Annotated in this window: 16 protein-coding genes; 8 read left to right on the forward strand and 8 right to left on the reverse strand. The window is 55.0% G+C overall.

Annotation, left to right across the window (positions count from 1 at the left end):
- Positions 1–30 precede the first annotated feature (30 nt).
- Positions 31–1674 (reverse strand): sulfatase-like hydrolase/transferase, encoded by a 1644-nt coding sequence (locus tag AC0L6S_RS18600; protein ID WP_473425611.1) that lies wholly within the window; start codon positions 1672–1674, stop codon positions 31–33.
- Between the two features lie 203 nt (positions 1675–1877).
- Between AC0L6S_RS18600 and AC0L6S_RS18605 the strand changes: the two genes are divergently transcribed.
- The 6 genes from AC0L6S_RS18605 to AC0L6S_RS18630 all read left to right on the forward strand — a co-directional run bounded on the left by AC0L6S_RS18605 (position 1878) and on the right by AC0L6S_RS18630 (position 6743).
- Entirely contained in the window at positions 1878–2897 is a 1020-nt protein-coding gene (locus tag AC0L6S_RS18605) for a YHYH protein (RefSeq protein ID WP_473425612.1), read from the forward strand.
- Between the two features lie 60 nt (positions 2898–2957).
- Positions 2958–3500 (forward strand): hypothetical protein, encoded by a 543-nt coding sequence (locus tag AC0L6S_RS18610; protein ID WP_473425613.1) that lies wholly within the window; start codon positions 2958–2960, stop codon positions 3498–3500.
- Between the two features lie 60 nt (positions 3501–3560).
- On the forward strand, positions 3561–5033 hold the full coding sequence (locus AC0L6S_RS18615) for an ATP-binding protein (RefSeq protein ID WP_473425614.1): 1473 nt from the start codon (positions 3561–3563) through the stop codon (positions 5031–5033).
- The gene (locus AC0L6S_RS18620; RefSeq protein WP_473425615.1) at positions 5030–5716 is read left to right on the forward strand and encodes a response regulator; all 687 of its coding nucleotides are present in this window, start codon (positions 5030–5032) and stop codon (positions 5714–5716) included. Before AC0L6S_RS18615 ends, AC0L6S_RS18620 begins: the two co-directional genes overlap by 4 nt.
- Before the next feature lie 111 nt (positions 5717–5827).
- A complete protein-coding gene (locus AC0L6S_RS18625; protein ID WP_473425616.1) occupies positions 5828–6112 on the forward strand; it encodes a hypothetical protein in 285 nt (94 codons plus the stop codon).
- Positions 6102–6743: a DUF6515 family protein gene (locus AC0L6S_RS18630; protein ID WP_473425617.1), complete on the forward strand. Its 642-nt coding sequence runs from the start codon at positions 6102–6104 to the stop codon at positions 6741–6743. Before AC0L6S_RS18625 ends, AC0L6S_RS18630 begins: the two co-directional genes overlap by 11 nt.
- Before the next feature lie 18 nt (positions 6744–6761).
- On the opposite strand, the gene AC0L6S_RS18635 is transcribed toward AC0L6S_RS18630, so the two are convergent.
- Positions 6762–8423 carry a L,D-transpeptidase family protein gene (locus tag AC0L6S_RS18635; protein ID WP_473425618.1) on the reverse strand — a complete coding sequence of 554 codons (1662 nt, stop codon included), beginning with the start codon at positions 8421–8423 and terminating at the stop codon, positions 6762–6764.
- A 228-nt stretch (positions 8424–8651) separates the two neighbouring features.
- On the opposite strand from AC0L6S_RS18635, the gene AC0L6S_RS18640 reads away from it, so the two are divergent.
- Positions 8652–10259, forward strand: coding sequence for a Na/Pi cotransporter family protein (locus AC0L6S_RS18640; protein WP_473425619.1), 1608 nt, complete (start codon positions 8652–8654; stop codon positions 10257–10259).
- 8 nt (positions 10260–10267) lie between these two features.
- Here the strand turns inward: AC0L6S_RS18640 and AC0L6S_RS18645 are convergent, their stop codons facing one another.
- From AC0L6S_RS18645 to AC0L6S_RS18665, 5 genes are all read right to left on the reverse strand, one after another.
- The gene (locus AC0L6S_RS18645) at positions 10268–11746 is read right to left on the reverse strand and encodes a carotenoid oxygenase family protein (protein WP_473425620.1); all 1479 of its coding nucleotides are present in this window, start codon (positions 11744–11746) and stop codon (positions 10268–10270) included.
- A 115-nt stretch (positions 11747–11861) separates the two neighbouring features.
- Positions 11862–12218, reverse strand: coding sequence for a DUF3127 domain-containing protein (locus AC0L6S_RS18650; RefSeq protein ID WP_473425621.1), 357 nt, complete (start codon positions 12216–12218; stop codon positions 11862–11864).
- Positions 12219–12344: 126 nt separating this feature from the next.
- Positions 12345–12872, reverse strand: coding sequence for a hypothetical protein (locus tag AC0L6S_RS18655; protein WP_473425622.1), 528 nt, complete (start codon positions 12870–12872; stop codon positions 12345–12347).
- A 36-nt stretch (positions 12873–12908) separates the two neighbouring features.
- Positions 12909–13877 carry a DUF2950 domain-containing protein gene (locus tag AC0L6S_RS18660; RefSeq protein ID WP_473425623.1) on the reverse strand — a complete coding sequence of 323 codons (969 nt, stop codon included), beginning with the start codon at positions 13875–13877 and terminating at the stop codon, positions 12909–12911.
- 19 nt (positions 13878–13896) lie between these two features.
- Complete coding sequence (locus tag AC0L6S_RS18665; RefSeq protein WP_473425624.1) at positions 13897–15414, reverse strand: DUF3300 domain-containing protein; 1518 nt, start codon at positions 15412–15414, stop codon at positions 13897–13899.
- Positions 15415–15669: 255 nt separating this feature from the next.
- On the opposite strand from AC0L6S_RS18665, the gene AC0L6S_RS18670 reads away from it, so the two are divergent.
- Positions 15670–16098 (forward strand): DUF6491 family protein, encoded by a 429-nt coding sequence (locus tag AC0L6S_RS18670; protein WP_473425625.1) that lies wholly within the window; start codon positions 15670–15672, stop codon positions 16096–16098.
- A gap of 364 nt (positions 16099–16462) precedes the next feature.
- On the opposite strand, the gene AC0L6S_RS18675 is transcribed toward AC0L6S_RS18670, so the two are convergent.
- Positions 16463–16825, reverse strand: a complete 363-nt coding sequence (locus AC0L6S_RS18675; RefSeq protein ID WP_473425626.1) for a hypothetical protein — start codon at positions 16823–16825, stop codon at positions 16463–16465.
- Positions 16826–16871 lie beyond the last annotated feature (46 nt).

Here is a 16871-nt window from a genome sequence, read left to right on the forward strand (position 1 = left end):
AACTGGCCGACACTGGCATCGTGCCGACCCTTAGTGTGTTGTACTGATTTCCTGCAAGCACAGTCCAGCGAGCCACCACTTAGGTACGCAGTCATAGGTAAGACGCCCGCGGTCGCCATGCTGAAAATCCAGAATCCTCTCAATCTGTTTATCCGGGGGCATGCCCGGCGCTGGCTCGTCCTGCAGCTCTGCCAGCGGAATCGGATAGCTCGCCCAGTCTTTGGGGGCACGCCAGCCCGGGGGTGGCACCAGCTGACTGCGAGTGCCGTTTATCGGGTAGAGCGCGCGCCACTCGTGGATCATGCGCGATAGTTTTTGTACGACATTCGGGTACGTCTGGGCGAGATTGTTGTACTCGTTGGGATCATCCTGAATCCTGAACAGGTAGTTGGTAATCGTCGTTTCCAGCTGGTCCTGTTCTATTTCCTGCACCAGCTTCCACTCATCGTTAAATGCTGTGAGGTTGAAGTGCCCATAGATGGGTGTTTCCGATGCGAAAAAGACCAGCTCGTCACGTGGTGCTGCTGCGCCTTCGGCAATCGCTGGCCACAGGCTGGCGCCGTCGAATTTGCGCACATTCTGCGCCGGGATATCCGTAGCTTCGGCCAGTGTTGGAAAGACATCCATCGCGGTCATAATTTCTGTCATTTTCTGCCCGGCGGGGATGCGCCCGGGCCAGCGCATAACCGATACCACGCGAATACCGCCTTCAAAGGTCTCGCCCTTGCCGCCGCGAAGCGGTGCGTTATCTGCACCACCGACCGAGTAAGCAGCGCCGCCGTTGTCGCTAAAAAACAGGACAATGGTGTCGTCGGTCAGCGCCTCCTCGTCCAGTGTGTCGAGGACTTGGCCAATAGCCTGATCCATTCCGTCTACCACTGCTGCGTACATTGGCCTGGCACTGTCCTGTAGCAGGAGTTTGGATAGACGCCGGGTGTCATCTGTCTGTTTGGCGCGAGCGGGTGTCAGGTCGGTATTGATGTCTCGGTACTTGTCCTGAAGTTCCTTTGGTGCATCCAGTGGTGTGTGAGGTGCAATGAATGGCATATAGATAAAGAACGGCTTGTCTTTCTCCCGCTCGCGAATATAACGTGAAACCTCCGCGGCCAGTAAAAACGATTCATAACCTTCGTCGTCAATAGAAACACCGTTGCGCTGAAAATCCTTGCCGCCCTGATTCGCAAATGGCGGGTAGAAACCTACCTCCGTATGCAGGTGACCATAAAAATGCTCAAATCCCCTGTTGTTGGGGTGGTACGTCATCTGCGCGTGCCCCAGATGCCACTTGCCAACCATTGCTGTCTGGTAGCCTGCCGCCAGAAACGACTCTGGTAAAAAGTGTTCATCGGGGTGAATTCCATTGGTGTCCCAGGGAAAGATGACGCCGTAGGCCACGCCCAGACGTATAGGGTCACGACCGGTCATCAGAGCGGCGCGAGTGGGTGAGCAGATAGGTGTCGTATAGAAGCGATTCAGTTCCATCCCCTCCTCTGCAAGGCGGTCCAGCGAGGGCGTATCGATATCACCGCCGTGAAACCCGACATCATTCCACCCGAGGTCGTCTGCCACAATGACGATGACGTTGGGGCGCTGCGTGGCGGCACTAACTGATAGCGCGACAAACAGCAGCAGAAGTGGCAGAAGTGATCGCACAGGTCGTTGGTAAGCTACCATGAAAAACTCCGCTTTATTGTTTTCTTTGACGACAGGCAGAGCGTTAACGGACTCGCAGGTGATGAGAGGGAGTGAATCCACTTGCCGTTGGCGCAATGTGTAATGGAGTACTGCGCCAAGATTACATATCCCACCACAATTACTCCACATTTTCTGCACATTCTCCGTGTTCAATAACTACCAGATCATCGAGGAGAGTGTTGATGAAAAATGTAATGAAGAGTATTGGTTTACTGATAATGGCGCTGCTGAGTGCGTGCGGTGGCGGTGGAGGATCAAGTTCGGACACTCAATCGGACACCTCCTCCGATGACACAAGCGACAGCGCCGATCAATCCAGTGTCACTGTCGGTACATCCGGTACATCCGGTACATCCGGTACATCCGGTTCAACCGGTTCAACCGATGGTGTGTTGTGTGAATACAATGATGTCACCTACAACATTCAGGAATCACTTACCTACACCAGCGAGTCGCAGTGGAGTTGCACAGACACCACGCGCGACCTTGCCGCCAACGGCATCCCGGATCACGAGGTGGGCACATTTCCAAACCCGGCCAACCCCAACGTCATAACGGAGCAAGCCATATCGGCCAGCTACACGCTGGAGCCGGTAGCAAGTACCACAGCGACGCAGCTCGGTGGGCCGCGCGGTGTTACCGGATATGTACTCAACGGCATCAAAATTGATGCGGGTACTGCCGGCAGCTGTGACGATTCTGGGACCGTGTGCAGTTTGATTGGCAACACAGGGAACTGGAGTATCGAGGCACTGGGGCAAACGGCTTTCGACTTCGGTACGGATGCGAACAATGCGCATGTTCAACCTGATGGGGTCTACCACTACCACGGTATGCCCGAGGGGTTTATCGAAAAACGTGGCGGTAACAGTTCGAAGATGACATTGATTGGCTGGGCTGCAGACGGCTTCCCAATCTATGCACGGTATGGCTACAGTATCGCCGACGATGCCAGTTCCGAGATCAGGCTGATGACCGGCAGCTACCAGTTTGTCACCGAGGTGAGTGACAGCCGACCCTCTACCGACACCTACCCACTCGGCACGTTTGCGCAGGATTACGAATACGTGGAAGGCTCGGGTGACCTGGATGAATGCAACGGCCGCACTGGTGTCACCCCGGAGTTTCCGGATGGTATTTATCACTACTATGCCACTGACAGCTATCCCTTCTTTCAACGCTGCGTGAAAGGTGTGTTGTAGTGGCCGCCCGGAAGGCTGCTGCCACTGAAATGGAGCAATTCCTGATCTGGAGTGTTTACTATGCGATGTTTACCCAAGGGCCTGCCCTTTATCCTGAGTCTGACTATTGTTTACCTGTGTTGCACTGCGCCAGCTTATGCGCATCTGATGGTGGCGCAGCACGGCACTATCAACATTGTTGATGACGACGCGTTCATGGTGTTGTCGCTGCCGGTGTCAGCGTTTGCGAGCATTGACGATGACGACGATGGTAAGGTAACGATGATAGAATTCAATGACCATCGCGTCGATATTGTCGCATCGATCCAAGACCATGTAACACTGAGCACTATGGATAGGCGTGTGATATTGAAGGAAATCATACTCTCCCCTGTGACGGAGCACGGCACCAGTGCAGAATCGATATCACAACTCGTTGTCATGGGGAGGTTTTATCTCGGCGGTAGCGACAGCTCTCTGCGCTTTGAGGTGGGTCTTTATGGTGCCGGTGAGGAGGGAAAGATTTTCGAGATTACGGCGACTCGCGTGCGCGATCACCGCAGGGATATATTTGAGCTTACCCCTGCAGCACCTGCTTCATTGTTGTTTGCCAGCAGTCTGTAGTTGTGTCGCCCGGCTTCGCGGCGAGGCCAGCGACATTTCCAATTGCACTGGATCAGCACTATGACATTCTCGATCGCACAAAAACTGTTCGCCGCATTTGTCGGTCTGACTTTGCTGGTGCTGGTTGCCACACTGGGTCTGGCGCGCTGGAGTTTCGAGCAGGGCTTTCTCGATTACGTCAATGCGCTGGAGCAGACCCGACTCGAACAGCTGCAACCTGTTCTGGCTGAAGAGTATGCCCGTGCCGGCGACAGCTGGAGCGCTATGACCGAGCAACGGTTCGCTCGACTCCTGCGCCGCTCTGTGTCGCGAGAACTGCAGGAAGGGCCTCCGCCTGAAGATCGTCGCGCCAGAGATCATCCGCCACCGGGCGGAGCCCCCGGGCGTCAACATCCGGGCGCCCCGGCACCGGGAGCCCTGGGCGTTCCACCTACCACGCTTTATGATGCATCGGGCAATCTGGTCGTAGGTGTCGGTGGTGGCGTGGAAGGCATGCGGGAAATACAGATCCCGATAATGAGTGATGGCGCGGTGGTAGGTGAACTGCGCAGTGCGCCGCGCCGTCGGCTGGTGTCGCCCCAGGAAACAGAGTTTTCGCGGCAGCAGATGCAAACGAGTTGGCTGATTGGCATCGCCAGCCTTGTACTTGCGATCGGCCTTTCTCTGCTTCTTTCCCGCGGTTTGCTGGCCCCTGTCAGGCGTATGATTGACAGTGTTGCACAATTGTCCAATGGCAATTATAGCCACCGGATGAACGAGGACAGGCAAGACGAACTCGGTCAATTGACCAAGGACCTGGATAGACTCGGTTCAACGCTGGAGGCCAACCAGTCATCGCGCAAGCGACTGTTGGCGGATATTTCTCACGAGTTACGCACGCCACTCACTGTTCTGACCGGAGAAATAGAAGCTTTGAAAGATGGAGTGCGCAAATTTGATGAGAAGCAGTTAGTGTCTCTGGAACAGGAGGTGCTGCGGTTGAGCCGCTTGGTCGAAGACCTGTATCAGCTGTCGATATCTGATGTGGGAGGGCTCAGGTATCAGTTCACCATTGTCGATCTCGCTGAGCTGTTGCAGCACGTAACGGGCAGGATGCGAGAACGTGCTGTAGAGCGGGGCATAGAACTCTCACCGGTAAGATTGGAGAACAGTGCTATATCATCAGGGCTGGCGGTGACAGCCGATTCCCAGCGTCTGGAGCAACTGATACTGAACCTGCTGGAAAATTCGCTGGCCTATACCGACGCGCCCGGAAAAATTGCTGTAAATCTGTCGCGAGCGGCCACTATGGCGATTATCACCATTGACGATACAGCGCCAGGGGTGGATGAGGGCGATTGCGAACAGCTGTTTGACCCCCTGTTCCGAGCTGAGGTATCCCGCAGTCGTCGCACTGGCGGGGCGGGTCTCGGCCTCGCTATCTGCAGAAACATCGCTTCAGCCCACGGTGGCAGTATCACTGCCCTGCCCTCGGCACTGGGTGGCCTGAGTGTTAGGGTTGAACTGCCGCTGGCAGACGGAGGTGCTACGTGAGTTATCAGAACATTATGGTGGTGGAGGATGAACCCAAGATCGCCCAGTTGCTAGTTGACTATCTGGAACGTGACGGCTTTTCCGTGACAGTGTTGAATGACGGCAAGCACGTAGTGGAGATGATACGAGAGGCCGCTCCTGGCTTTGTTATCCTCGACCTGATGCTACCCAACAAGGACGGGTTAACAATCTGTAAAGAGGTGAGGCAATTCTCCAGTGTGCCGATTATGATGCTGACCGCTAAAATCGATGAAATAGATCGTCTGGTGGGCCTGGAGCTCGGGGCCGATGACTATGTCTGCAAACCCTTCAGTCCGCGCGAGGTTGTGGCCCGTGTGCGCACCATACAGCGACGTTTGCAACAACAGCCAGCCGTGGCAACAGATAGTGAATTGAGCTATCGCGATATCACTATAAACCTCGAGAAGTATGAGTGCAGCGTGCGCGGGCAGCGTATTGAGTTTACGCCTGTCGAGTTCCAGTTGCTGCGTGGCTTTGTGTCGCAGCCAGGACGGGTTTTTTCGCGCGATCAGCTTATGGACCTGGCCTATTCCGATGAGCGCGTCGTCAGCGATCGTACAATGGATACTCATGTGAAGAATATCCGTCGTAAGCTGTCTCAAGCCGGCGATGATGGTGGGCAGGTCCATTCCATCTACGGTGTAGGCTACAAGCTTGAGTAGTCGCTTTTCCAATAGCTGATTAATGCTTACAATTCTTCACATTCCCTTCTCACCCTCTCCTTGCTCTGTACCTAGAATTTAATCGTTCCACCTACAGACAAGGAGATTGCCATGAACAGCAGAAAATTGATCCGCGGGATCACGCAAACATTCGTTATTGCGAGTTACCTTTCCTACACCGTTGCCAATGCCCAGCCCGGGCAGCAATCTGGTGAACGACGCGGGCCACCGCCAGAGGCACTGGAGGCCTGTGCTGACCAGACTGAGGGTGCAGTCTGCTCGTTTACCGGCAGGCGGGGCGAGATATCAGGCTCCTGTATCGTGTTGCCATCAGATGATGGGACGCTGGCTTGCGCTCCTGAAGGGGGGGCTCGCGGTGGTGAAAATGCAAACTAAACCTGTTTGCAGCGGGGATGCGGCTGCAACGTCGGTGGCACTGGCAATAGTTCTCTTGCTATTGCTGGTCGCGCCATCTGCGATTGCTGCTGGCCCGCCCAGATCGCCCGCGCACTATCCGGCGATTGGTGAGAAGGTGAAGGCTGTGCCACCGGGGGCTCGGGCGATCAAAGTCAATCGGCAGAGTTACCGCTATCACAATGGCAGTTTCTATCGACCGGGACCGTCGGGAGCCTATTTCGTCGTGCAGGCGCCTATCGGCGCGAGTGTGGATGTGCTCGCGCCGGGTTATATCAGCTTCAGTATTGGCCCCTCACGCTATTTCTTTGCCAACTTTACCTACTACATGTGGAACAAAGACAGAAGTGCCTATGTTGTTGTTGAGAAGCCGGAAGGTGCTGAGACCGCAATGGCAACCCCGGAGGTGTCATCGTCCGCAGATATTTTTGTATACCCCAACAAGGCACAGAGCACGGAGCAGCAGGGCCGTGATCGCTACGAGTGTTACCTTTGGGCGGTCGACCAATCGTCCTATGACCCGGTTGCTGGCGAAGTTGATGCTGCAATGGCCAGTGATTACCAGCGCGCACTGGCCGCCTGTCTTGAAGGGCGTGGTTACACAGTGAGGTAGCGAGCGTCACTCGCGGCCTCAGGGCGCCGGTTTGTGCTGTTCAATCCGGGCGGAGTCCGGTTTGAGTGGTCGCTCCAGCGCTGCGAGCAGAGGGCCGTCGCGTTGATAGGGGTCGCTTTTAAATTCCACAGATCCGTCGTCCTGAACTTCCACTGTCCAGTACACAAGATAGATTGGCATGGACTCACGCAGGGATACCCGTTTCGTTTTTTTCGCTTCAATGACCCTGGCTATTGCCACCTGATCCCACTCGGGGTCGTCCAGCATTAGCTCTGCGAGCTCCATGATCTCCTCCACTCTTATGCAACCGGAGCTGAAAGTGCGCTCACTGCGGCTGAACAAATCCCGGCTGGGCGTGTCGTGCAGGTATACCATATGCTCATTGGGGAACATCACCTTCAGTCGTCCCAGTGAATTGTTGGGCCCCGGTTGCTGGCGCAGGATATAGGGGAAGCCTCTCTGTGGATAAAGCTGCCAGTTCACCGTTGCCGGATCGATCACCTGCCCATCCCTGGTCAACACCTGCATGTTCTTGCTCTGCAGGTAACCGGGATCGCGTTTGATGGCGGGCAAGGTATCCTTTTTGAGGATGGTCGGTGGAACGGTCCAGGTAGGGTTAAATTCGATGTAGGTAATACGGTCGCGAAACGTCGGTGTGCTGCGGTAGGGCCGACCGACCTGCGCCCGGCTGCGGAGCAGGCGCTCTCCATTGCGGAAAAATGACACCTCAAAACCGGCGATGTCGACGATCACAGCCGTGTCTGGTATGTCCTGCAATACCCGGGAGCGTTCCAGGTTGACGCGAATCTGGCCGATCCGCTGTGCCACCGGCACGTTCAGGGCCGCCAGTGTCTTTTTACCGACGATACCGTCAGAATCCAGGTGATGACGGCGCTGAAAGCGCACGGTTGCCCGTTTCAGGTTGTCATCAAACAGGCTTGTTTCGAGGGTTTCATTGCCAGTGAGGTCGCCTTCAACCAACAGCCGGCGACGCAGTTGAAAGACTCTTGGCCCGCTTTCGCCCGGGCGCAGAGTGGGGCCAGGGTCAACTGTCGGCCATCCACCGGCAGCGGCGATGCCGCGGTACTTCGCCAGTGCGCTCACCAGTTGTTTATACAGGGGGCTGGTGGGTTTCAACTGTTCCAGGCCCGCGAGGATACCACCGTCCTTAACGACTCTCTGTGACCATTCCAGCGGATCAACCTGCGGTAGTTTCCGGTCAAAATTCCATGATGAGACATAATCTCTGGGGTCGACCTTGCCAAACGCATAGTGATAGGTAAGCCGCACAAGGGCATCGGTCAGAAGCAGGTCCCGGGCGGCGTCATCGAGTGCCAGCGATCCGTCGAGCAGTTCCTGTACCTGACGCTGATGATAGTCGTCCGGGTTCATACCCTCGCGCTCGGCCTCGTAAATGGCAGCTGAGAGTTCGTTCAGGGCAATGGGGTTGGTCCAGGCCGCGGCGTAACCCTGTCCGGCGTAAAAATTTTGCGTAATTGACAGGTCGTAGATGGTTTCACCGGCAATTTCTAGCTGGCCCTGATCTGCGAGCTGAGTAAGCAGGGGTTGCAGTGACTGCTGGGCAAGCCCAGGCAGAGGCAGCAGCAACGCAGTGCAGAGGCACAGGACGTGGATCAGCCGGATATCATGTGAATATCGGCGGTATACAGAATTAGTCACTGTGCCCCTTCCAAATTTAAATTTTTCGAATGGTACTTTCCCTGTGCGGAGGATTGTATCTGTCCGCGGCGAAAACCGCATCGCTGTAAAAATTATTGCCAAAGATTGGTCCTGGCTGCACTTTGACGCTGTACACAGGGAGGTTCTACACTGCGCCGAGTCAGTGACGTCCTGTGCTGCCTTTGTCCCGGTAGCGATGGTCAGATATTCAATCAGGATCCAAGAGCTATGGAACACCTCCACATCTTTATAGCGGGTTTGACTGCGGTGATCCTGTTCATTTTTGGGCTGCAGAATTTTTCCAGGGAAGTTGAAACCCTCGCCGGTGAAAAGTTCAGGAAGACTCTGGCGAAAGCGACCAATATCCCGGTCGTTGGACTCCTTATCGGGGCCGTGGTGACTGCCATCATTCAATCGAGTTCAGCCACTTCCGTGATAGCCATTGGGCTGGTTAATGCCGGTGTATTGTCATTCAAGAACAGTATCGGAATTGTGTTCGGGTCCAATATAGGCACTACTGTCACCGCGCAGCTCGTTGCCTTTAAGCTGACATCTTTTGCGCCGGTGCTGATCGTTGCCGGATTTTTTCTCTCTCTGTTGCACTCGCGCTATTCAATATTTGGCAAGTCGATCTTCTATTTCGGTTTTGTGTTCTTTTCGCTGAACCTGATATCGTCTTCGCTGCAACCTTTGCAAAATGATCCCGTGCTCATCGGGTATCTCACGCAACCGCAGAACCCCTTGTACGCGATACTGCTGGGCTGCATTTTTACCGCTCTGGTGCAGTCGAGCTCCGTGACGACCGGCCTGGCCATTATTTTCACCCAGCAGGGTTTAATGGGGGTTGAGAATGCCATTCCGCTTGTTATGGGAGCCAATATCGGAACGTCTGCCACAGCATTGATCGCTATTTTCAATATGGATGTTGCGGCCAAGAAAACGGCACTCAGTCATCTGTTGTTCAATATTGGCGGCGTTCTGGTGTTTCTGCCCTTGTTCCTGCTGTTTGGCGACCATCTGGACATACTGGGCACAAGTCCTGCGATTGTGCTGGCTAACTTCCATATGGCGTTCAATGTATTGACCGGTTTGCTTTTCATCGTCTTTATCAATCCCTTTGCCCGATTTATCGATTTCTTGCTCGGGCAGGGAAAGATGGATTTTGAACGCCTTGTGATTCCTGTCGTATCGCGTGAGGACCGCTACGAAAATACCAAGAAGACCATGGATGGGAATATTGTGCCGCTGTTGGGTTTCCTGCAGGAAAACTACGGCCTCGTCACCCTGTCTATTGAATCAAACTACCGCAATGTGTTCGAAGCATCATCGAAACGTATCGACTATCTCAACTTTATCCAGGGCGAGTATCTTGGCTATTTCTCCAGTGTGGTGACAACCGTGACCGACGAGCGCGAGTCCAGGGAAATGCTGAAAACCATCACGCTGTACGACTATCTTTTCCAGATTCACGATTCGATAGAGGATTTGTTCGCGACAAAAAGAGTGATAGACAAGCAGTACATTGAATTGGGGAGTGATCTTATTCTGATCGTAAGGAAGATCTCCAGTGAAACACTGGCGTTGTTCGACGATATCAACAAGGCGTTATTGGAGAACCGCCCGCCTAAGCTGTCCGGGCGTGTTCGAGACCTGCGCGAGGCGATGGATGATGCCAATCGGGATCTGTTGAAACTGCTGGCGAATTCAGAGCGGGAGGACGCCGGAATCCTGTCAAATTTTGTCACCTTCTCCCGACGATTGACGGATAAACTCGTCAACTTCGCAGCTCTGGCAGTAACGGACAATCTCGCCAAAGAGCAGATAGTTTCGCAGTGAACGGGCCGCTATATGAATGTCTCCTGGTAGAAATGCCCATGGAAACCAAAAGGTACATGGTGTTCCAGGGGAATTACAGCTAACTCCCGCTGCATATCCCCGGCATCGACGATAACAATCTCGCTCTTGCCGCGCGCGTGGTTGTACACCATAGCTACCAGATAGCCCTCGTCTTCTGCGCCGCCTTCCCCTGCCGGTATGAAATTGGGTTCTGAGCAAAAACGGCCCTCGCCAAAATCGTGAAGTTTGAGTTCACCACTGAGATGATCGATTTTCTGGAATGCATTGAAGCCGTAGGGGGTCCCGTTTTCAACGATGGTGGCCAGCCAGGTATAGCGGTTGTCACGCCCCGTGTGGCGAGGGTTCCAGGCCGGAAACTCACCGGCGATGGCGCCTCTGATCTCATCTTTGCTGGCGGTCCCTGTGGTCAGGTTCAGAGTGATGCGGTTGAAGCGAGCGCCATTGGCGAGAAACTGGAAGTCATCGCCACGTTCCATAAAGACATCTGAAAGCCCGCCCATCACATCCATGTTATCGACGCACAGTGCATCGACCGAGATTCCGTCCGGGTGCTCGCGGGCATTGCCGAGATGGAAGCCGAAGAAACAGTCGAACCGGTATTCCCTGACAACCTGCGCGGTGGCCAGATCGAGTACGATCACCTTGGTATGTTCACTGTTGTCGAACTCAATCGATTCGAACACACTGCGCAGCCCCAGCAGAAACTTGAACGGTGTGCGCATAAACGCGGGACACAGGATGAACACCGCATAGCGCTCGGTAATCGCAAAGTCGTGGCACATCGCGTAATCACCAACGTACTGCGATGTATTGGCAACCATAACGCCGTTCGGGTCAATTTTATAAAAGTGCAATTTCGGTTTGGGAATACCGAAGACACCGAAGTTGTAAAGCTCCCCGGTGTTCGGGTCGACCCGTGGGTGGGCGCTGAACGGTTGCATCGATGCAAAGCCGTTGTCGTAATCGTATTCGCCGACGGTGTCCAGTGTGGCGGGGTCCAACTCCCAGGGTTTGCCGCCTTCCCACAGTGCCAGCAGCCTGCCCCCGTGCAATATCACACTGGTATTGGCTGCATTACCCGGTGCACGAAACATGTTTCTCAATGGGCCGCCGGGAATCTGCGTACCGACGCCTCGATAAAGAATTTTCCGCGCGGCGGTTTCGTTGACATATTTTGGCGTGCGCACATAACGATTCTTGTAGTGGGCGCGACCATTCCTGATCGTGACCGCACTGACCATCCCATCGCCATCAAACCAGTGGCCGTACTGTTGGTCGCCGATCTTGTTCCGCCCCGGGCCGTTCAGGAACAGCGTTCCTGTAAGGCACGCCGGTATCTCGCCGCGAATTGTATCCGGCTCTATCCAGTATGAGTGTTCCTCGAACAGGGTCTCGTAGCCCTGTCGTTCGCATCCGGGAAGGATGCGGGTCTTGTGCGGTAGCACCTGGTTCAGTGCGATATTCATAGTCCGCCCTCTGGAATGCACAGCAGGTAGCCGTTAGTGTGCCAGCGTGTCCTGTCGACGTTACCGCTTCGGATGCTTTATCACAAGTGCCGGTGAGCGGCGCGCCCGCCTGTTTTTAGAAAGGGATATCGGTATCATCGAAACCCGAGGGAGGCTCATTGGGTGGCGCGGGTGAATGCCCGCCCTGCGCGAAATCAGTGTCGGCCCCGGGGGAACTGATCTTCCAGCCCTGCAGATTGTTGAAGTACCTGCCGTTGTACTCGCGGCCGCGTATATCGAACGTGACAGTCACTTCCTGGCCTACCTGTAGATCGTCGAGCAGACTGACCTTGTCCTGCACAAATTCCAGATTGATCTCCTGTGGATACCTGCCATCTTCGACGATAACCACCATCTCCCGTTTGGTGAATCCGCTGTCAAAGGTTTTGGCTTGCTGGATCAGTTTGATCTTTCCAGTTAAATCGTAGGCCACTCAATTCTCCCGCTGTCATCGGTGGAGGTCACTGTTAAATGACAGTCTATCCCCGCTGTCCCCGCTTGTGTAGTTTTCGTTAATCTGGGCAATCAGGCAGTTGTCGCAAATACCGGGCGCGGTGTTTCATTTCTTTCCGAGTTTCGCGCCGAGAAATAGCACAAAAATTGCAATTACGGCAACGATAAAAAGAAACCATATGAACTCTTCTATGATTGCCACACCGGCGGTAGCGATCGCCAGTGCGATGCCGATGGTCGCCATACGCCAGTTGCTATAGACACCGAACAGGTACGTGCCCAGCGCCAGCACCAGCCCGTTTGTCAGGCCAATATTGGCATTGGCCATACGGCCGGTAGTGACGAAATAGTGCACAATCTGGATCGCAAAGAAAACGCCCAGCCAGTGCAGGGCGATCGTCAAGGCACTTGGCATATGAGCGAAGCCGTGATCTGTGTGCATGCGATCCGAGACAAAGGCAGTAATCGCAAAAACGAGAATCAACAACGTCCAGTAGGTTCGCGTCCCCGTCGCTGAAACATCGGAGGACGCGATCGCAAAGAATGCCAGCACCAGCAGCGCAAGGCCAATGACTGCCTCTATCAGGTTCTGCCTTGAGGCAGAGCGATCCGGTATGGCGTCATGAGTGTCCATTGGGCATGTCTCCTGGGTGGGTTGGTGCTTGCACGACTAGTTTTCCCCGGAAGCCTGCGCTCCCTCTCCCGCGTCAGTCACTGCCGTCCATGAGGCATCGGGTTCGAAGGTATTAATGCTGTTGGCGACGGCCTCTGTTTCCTCACCGAGGTCCTGTTGGAATACCACGCCATCCTGGTTGACGATAAACGTCATTATACCGCTCACTCCATACTCTGCAGGCCAGGCAATTACGGCAAATCCTTCAGTCAGAAGGCCGTCAGAGAAATACTCGAGAGCACCGCCTTCCGCGTTGTCGCCCTGACGGTAGAGCATGCGATACAGGTAGCCGTGATAGGGTACACGGGCATCGCCCCGCCGATAGCCCTCGGTGGCAGCTCTGGCAACAAATTGCCCGGCCGGGCTTTGCGGTTCGTCAGCGGTGGTGGGCCAGTACAAACCGTTGTGCATGCCCTCATCACTGATCAGCTTCATGGCATAGATACCCGCGGGGTCGCCGTCATGGCCCTGTGCTGCGTATTCAAGTTGCGCGTCGACCAGGCCGTGACACACCGCAATTGCGCCGAGCTCGTTGGCACCCAAGCGCCGATAGACAACCTCTTGTGCACCTTCGGCGCCATCGAGGTACCAGCGCTCGCCGCGCTCTGCCACGGGAATGGCGAACGGCCAGTCCTGATCGCCGATAACCAGAATGCGTTGATCACCCTCACCAACAAGACGATGTTGCTGCTTGAATCGGGCGAGGAAGGTGGCACGGTCAGACCGATCCTGCACCGCATCCCCGGAAGAGAGTACGTCATCCGCACCGGGCCCCAGCAGTGCGGGGAGTGCCTGGTCGTCGCCTGACTCAAGTGCGCTGACGAGTGCACCCACCGCCTCCTCCGGTGTTGTAAAAGACAGATGTGTGTCGCTGCTCGCGGCTGTTTCCGCAATCGCCAGTGGAGCGAGAAAGAATAAAAATACGGCGATGTATCCGGATACCGAAAATTTGCTTAACGTTTTCATGGCAGATCTCCTGGCCTGGCTACTTTCTGAGTTTGCGCTGGGGTTTGGCATGCGACCTGGACGAGGCGCGATTCTGCATGCTCTGTCGTCCACGAAGGCTGGCCGCCCGGTCGTGACTGCCCCTGTTTGAGCCGGAGAATGCGCTCGACTTCAATTGGCTTCCGTTCTGACTGGCACGCGGTTTCTGTTGTAATGTCTCTCTAGAAAATGTGTGCCCCCGGTCTGCCAATGTGGTTGTTGGCCGTTTAGCCTGTGGCTTGGCGCCGGCGTATGAGCCCTGGATTATTGGTTTGTCACGCTTCGCATCAACGCCTACGGACTGAGCCGCAGCAAGCCTGGCCTTGTCATGGTCGGTACCGGCTCTTGCCCCGGCATAGGAGCCCTGTATTTTTGGCAGTACGCGCTCGTTGCCGTCCTGCTGTCTGGTGAGTCCTTTATTGCGGGGCGCTGTTCGATCGGAACCTGTCGCAGCACGGGAACTCAGATCCGCCAGTTCAGGTCTGTTCTTGCGCGCCTCAGTGATCGGGCTGTTATCGATCCCTTTACGACGGTTTTTCCAGTAGTTGTTGTCCTGGTTGACGATGACAGTGTTGTTGTTGAAATTGCCATTGCCACGGTTGTAGCCATGAGCGGGGTAGAAACCGTCGCCATAGCGCGGACGGTACGGGTAGGGCGGATAGTAGGGGGGCGGTCTGCCCCAATACCCCCCGTGGTAGTAATAGTCATCGCTGTCATCATCGAAGATTTCGTTTATCAACATGCCGGCGCCAAAGGCCAACAAGCCTGTGGTTACCAGATCTCCGGTGCTGTAGCCATCGTCCTGTACCACGGTTGTGGTTGTCGTGGTAACGGGTTGGGGTGCGTAGACGGCCACCGGGTCGTACTGTGGTACATAGACGACCTCAGTATCGGGTGGCGAGATCGTCACGACCTGCTGATTGTCCTGCGTGATCGTTTCCACCTCAATCTGCTCGGAACTGGCGAGGTTGCCGACGTCCTGGGCCTGCACTCGCAGGCGCTGCGCCGCATCCAACACACCGGCCTGATCATCGACGTAGGCCTGCCCGAGATCAGCGGTCCAGTCCAGGTCCTGGCACATCATGTCGACAACCAGGGGGAACTGCAGCAGTGCCCGTATCGGCGGTGTAAATCCCGCTTGCTGTGCGGCCTCGTCGAGTGCCTCGCCCTCAAGAGAGTTGTTCTCCAGTAGCCAGTTGCCTGCGTCCAGTACTTCCTGCGGATTCGTGGATGCCACCAGTACCTGGGCGAGGATGACATCCGGGTAGAGCGCGACAGGTGCCAGCAGGTTTTCCAGTGCTTCCGGCGTCCAGCGGGTATCTGACGGTGGTAGCGTGGGAACCGGTTCCGGCGCAGTGGTATTGACCTCGTCGGCTAGGATTGCAGCTTCGCCGGTTCCGGCAGATGTGGTGGTCGCGTCTTCGTCGCTGCAGCCCGCAAGGGTCACACAAATGGCTGTCGCCAGTGCTATTCTGCGCAGTGGTGAACCGCAGTGTGTTATCAGGAAAGTGTGTTGCATGGCGTGCTCCCTGTAATCGTTGGACTTCACATCCAGTTGATGCCCGGCGCTACTCTACAGCTATGCCGGATTGTTCCAGCCTGATGATAGCGACAACTCTAACATGAATCATATTGCTGGCAATGTACCGCGGCGATTGCAGGCAAGGGTTAGAGGGTAGTTAAGCTAGGTGTGTGGTGCGTTTGAGAAGCGCAGATTGTGCATCCTTAAGCGGTCTGACTATACTTACGCCTGCCACCGAACAGGAGAAAACTGATGAAATACCACTCTTTGATTGCGCTGGCTTTAAGCGTGAGCATGCTGGCCGGATGCGCCTCTATGGAAAAGGCTTCCGCAGAACGCGAAAAACTGGCGAAGGAACCCTTGCCGGAGGCGGTCGCCAGCCTTGGTTATGAAATAGGGACACCAGTGGAGCAGGTTACAGATTGGAGCCTGTATAACTGGCAGTCCATCAATGAAACATCACTGATTATTTGGGTCGACGCTTTCCACCCCTATCTGTTCACTCTGCGAGAGCTCTGCCCGGAACTGGCTTTTGCTGAAACGATCGGTGTGTCCAATACCGGCCCGGTGATCGATGCAAATTTTGATGCCATCGTGGTGCCTAATCCGCCCGGTGGCGGAGAGCGATGCTTTATCGACAAGATCTACCCCCTCACAAAGATCGAGAAAAGCGGAAGCTGAGGGGGCGACGCAATAGTCGTAACGCCAGGTAGCTCAGGGCAGGGGGTCGTGCGTTTTTTCCGCACGGAGTTCCTGCTGCTCGGGGGGTAACTTACTGATCGGTTTACCTGCCGCATTTATCGCGACAGCCGACAAAACTGTAAGTACTGTAAACAGAATGATATGGGAAATCATGATCAAACCTCCTCTAATGTTGGGTTTGAACTGACATTGAACGCTTTGCAATTAGAGTGCGCATACTAATGTTGGAGCATAATGCAAAGCCAGATTTCTTAATAAAAATAAATCTTATTAAATATCAATGGCTTGTGAGAATTCACAGTGCTTGCGCCAGTGTGAATAATGGCGGATTAAGTGGCTGTGATCAGCCGAACATAATCCCGCTGAGGAACAGGAATGCCATGCCGGCATCGATGACAATGCCCGGCAGGGAGTGTTGCAGGCTGGTTTTGTCTGCCGCCATCGAGTAGAAGCGCGCCAGCAAGCCGAAGCTCCAGGCCACACCCAGTGTCATATAAATGAGCGGCTCCTGCAGAACCAGTGCCATGCTGCCACCGCCGAGGTGGAGCCCTCCAAATACCACTCTGGCTTCCGAAAGCGCCATTGGGCTCCCCAGTTCGATCTGCTGTTTGCCCGTGATCAGGCGAGGGTTGAAAAAGCCGATAAGCCCAAACAGCACTGTCAGTAATGCTCCGGTGCGTGGCAGCCATTCTGCGAGTATTTCCATTGATCCAGTCTCTTGTCTATGTGCCCAGATGTTGTCGTCTGGCAAC

This window comes from Halioglobus sp. D3-4 (assembly GCF_055809315.1).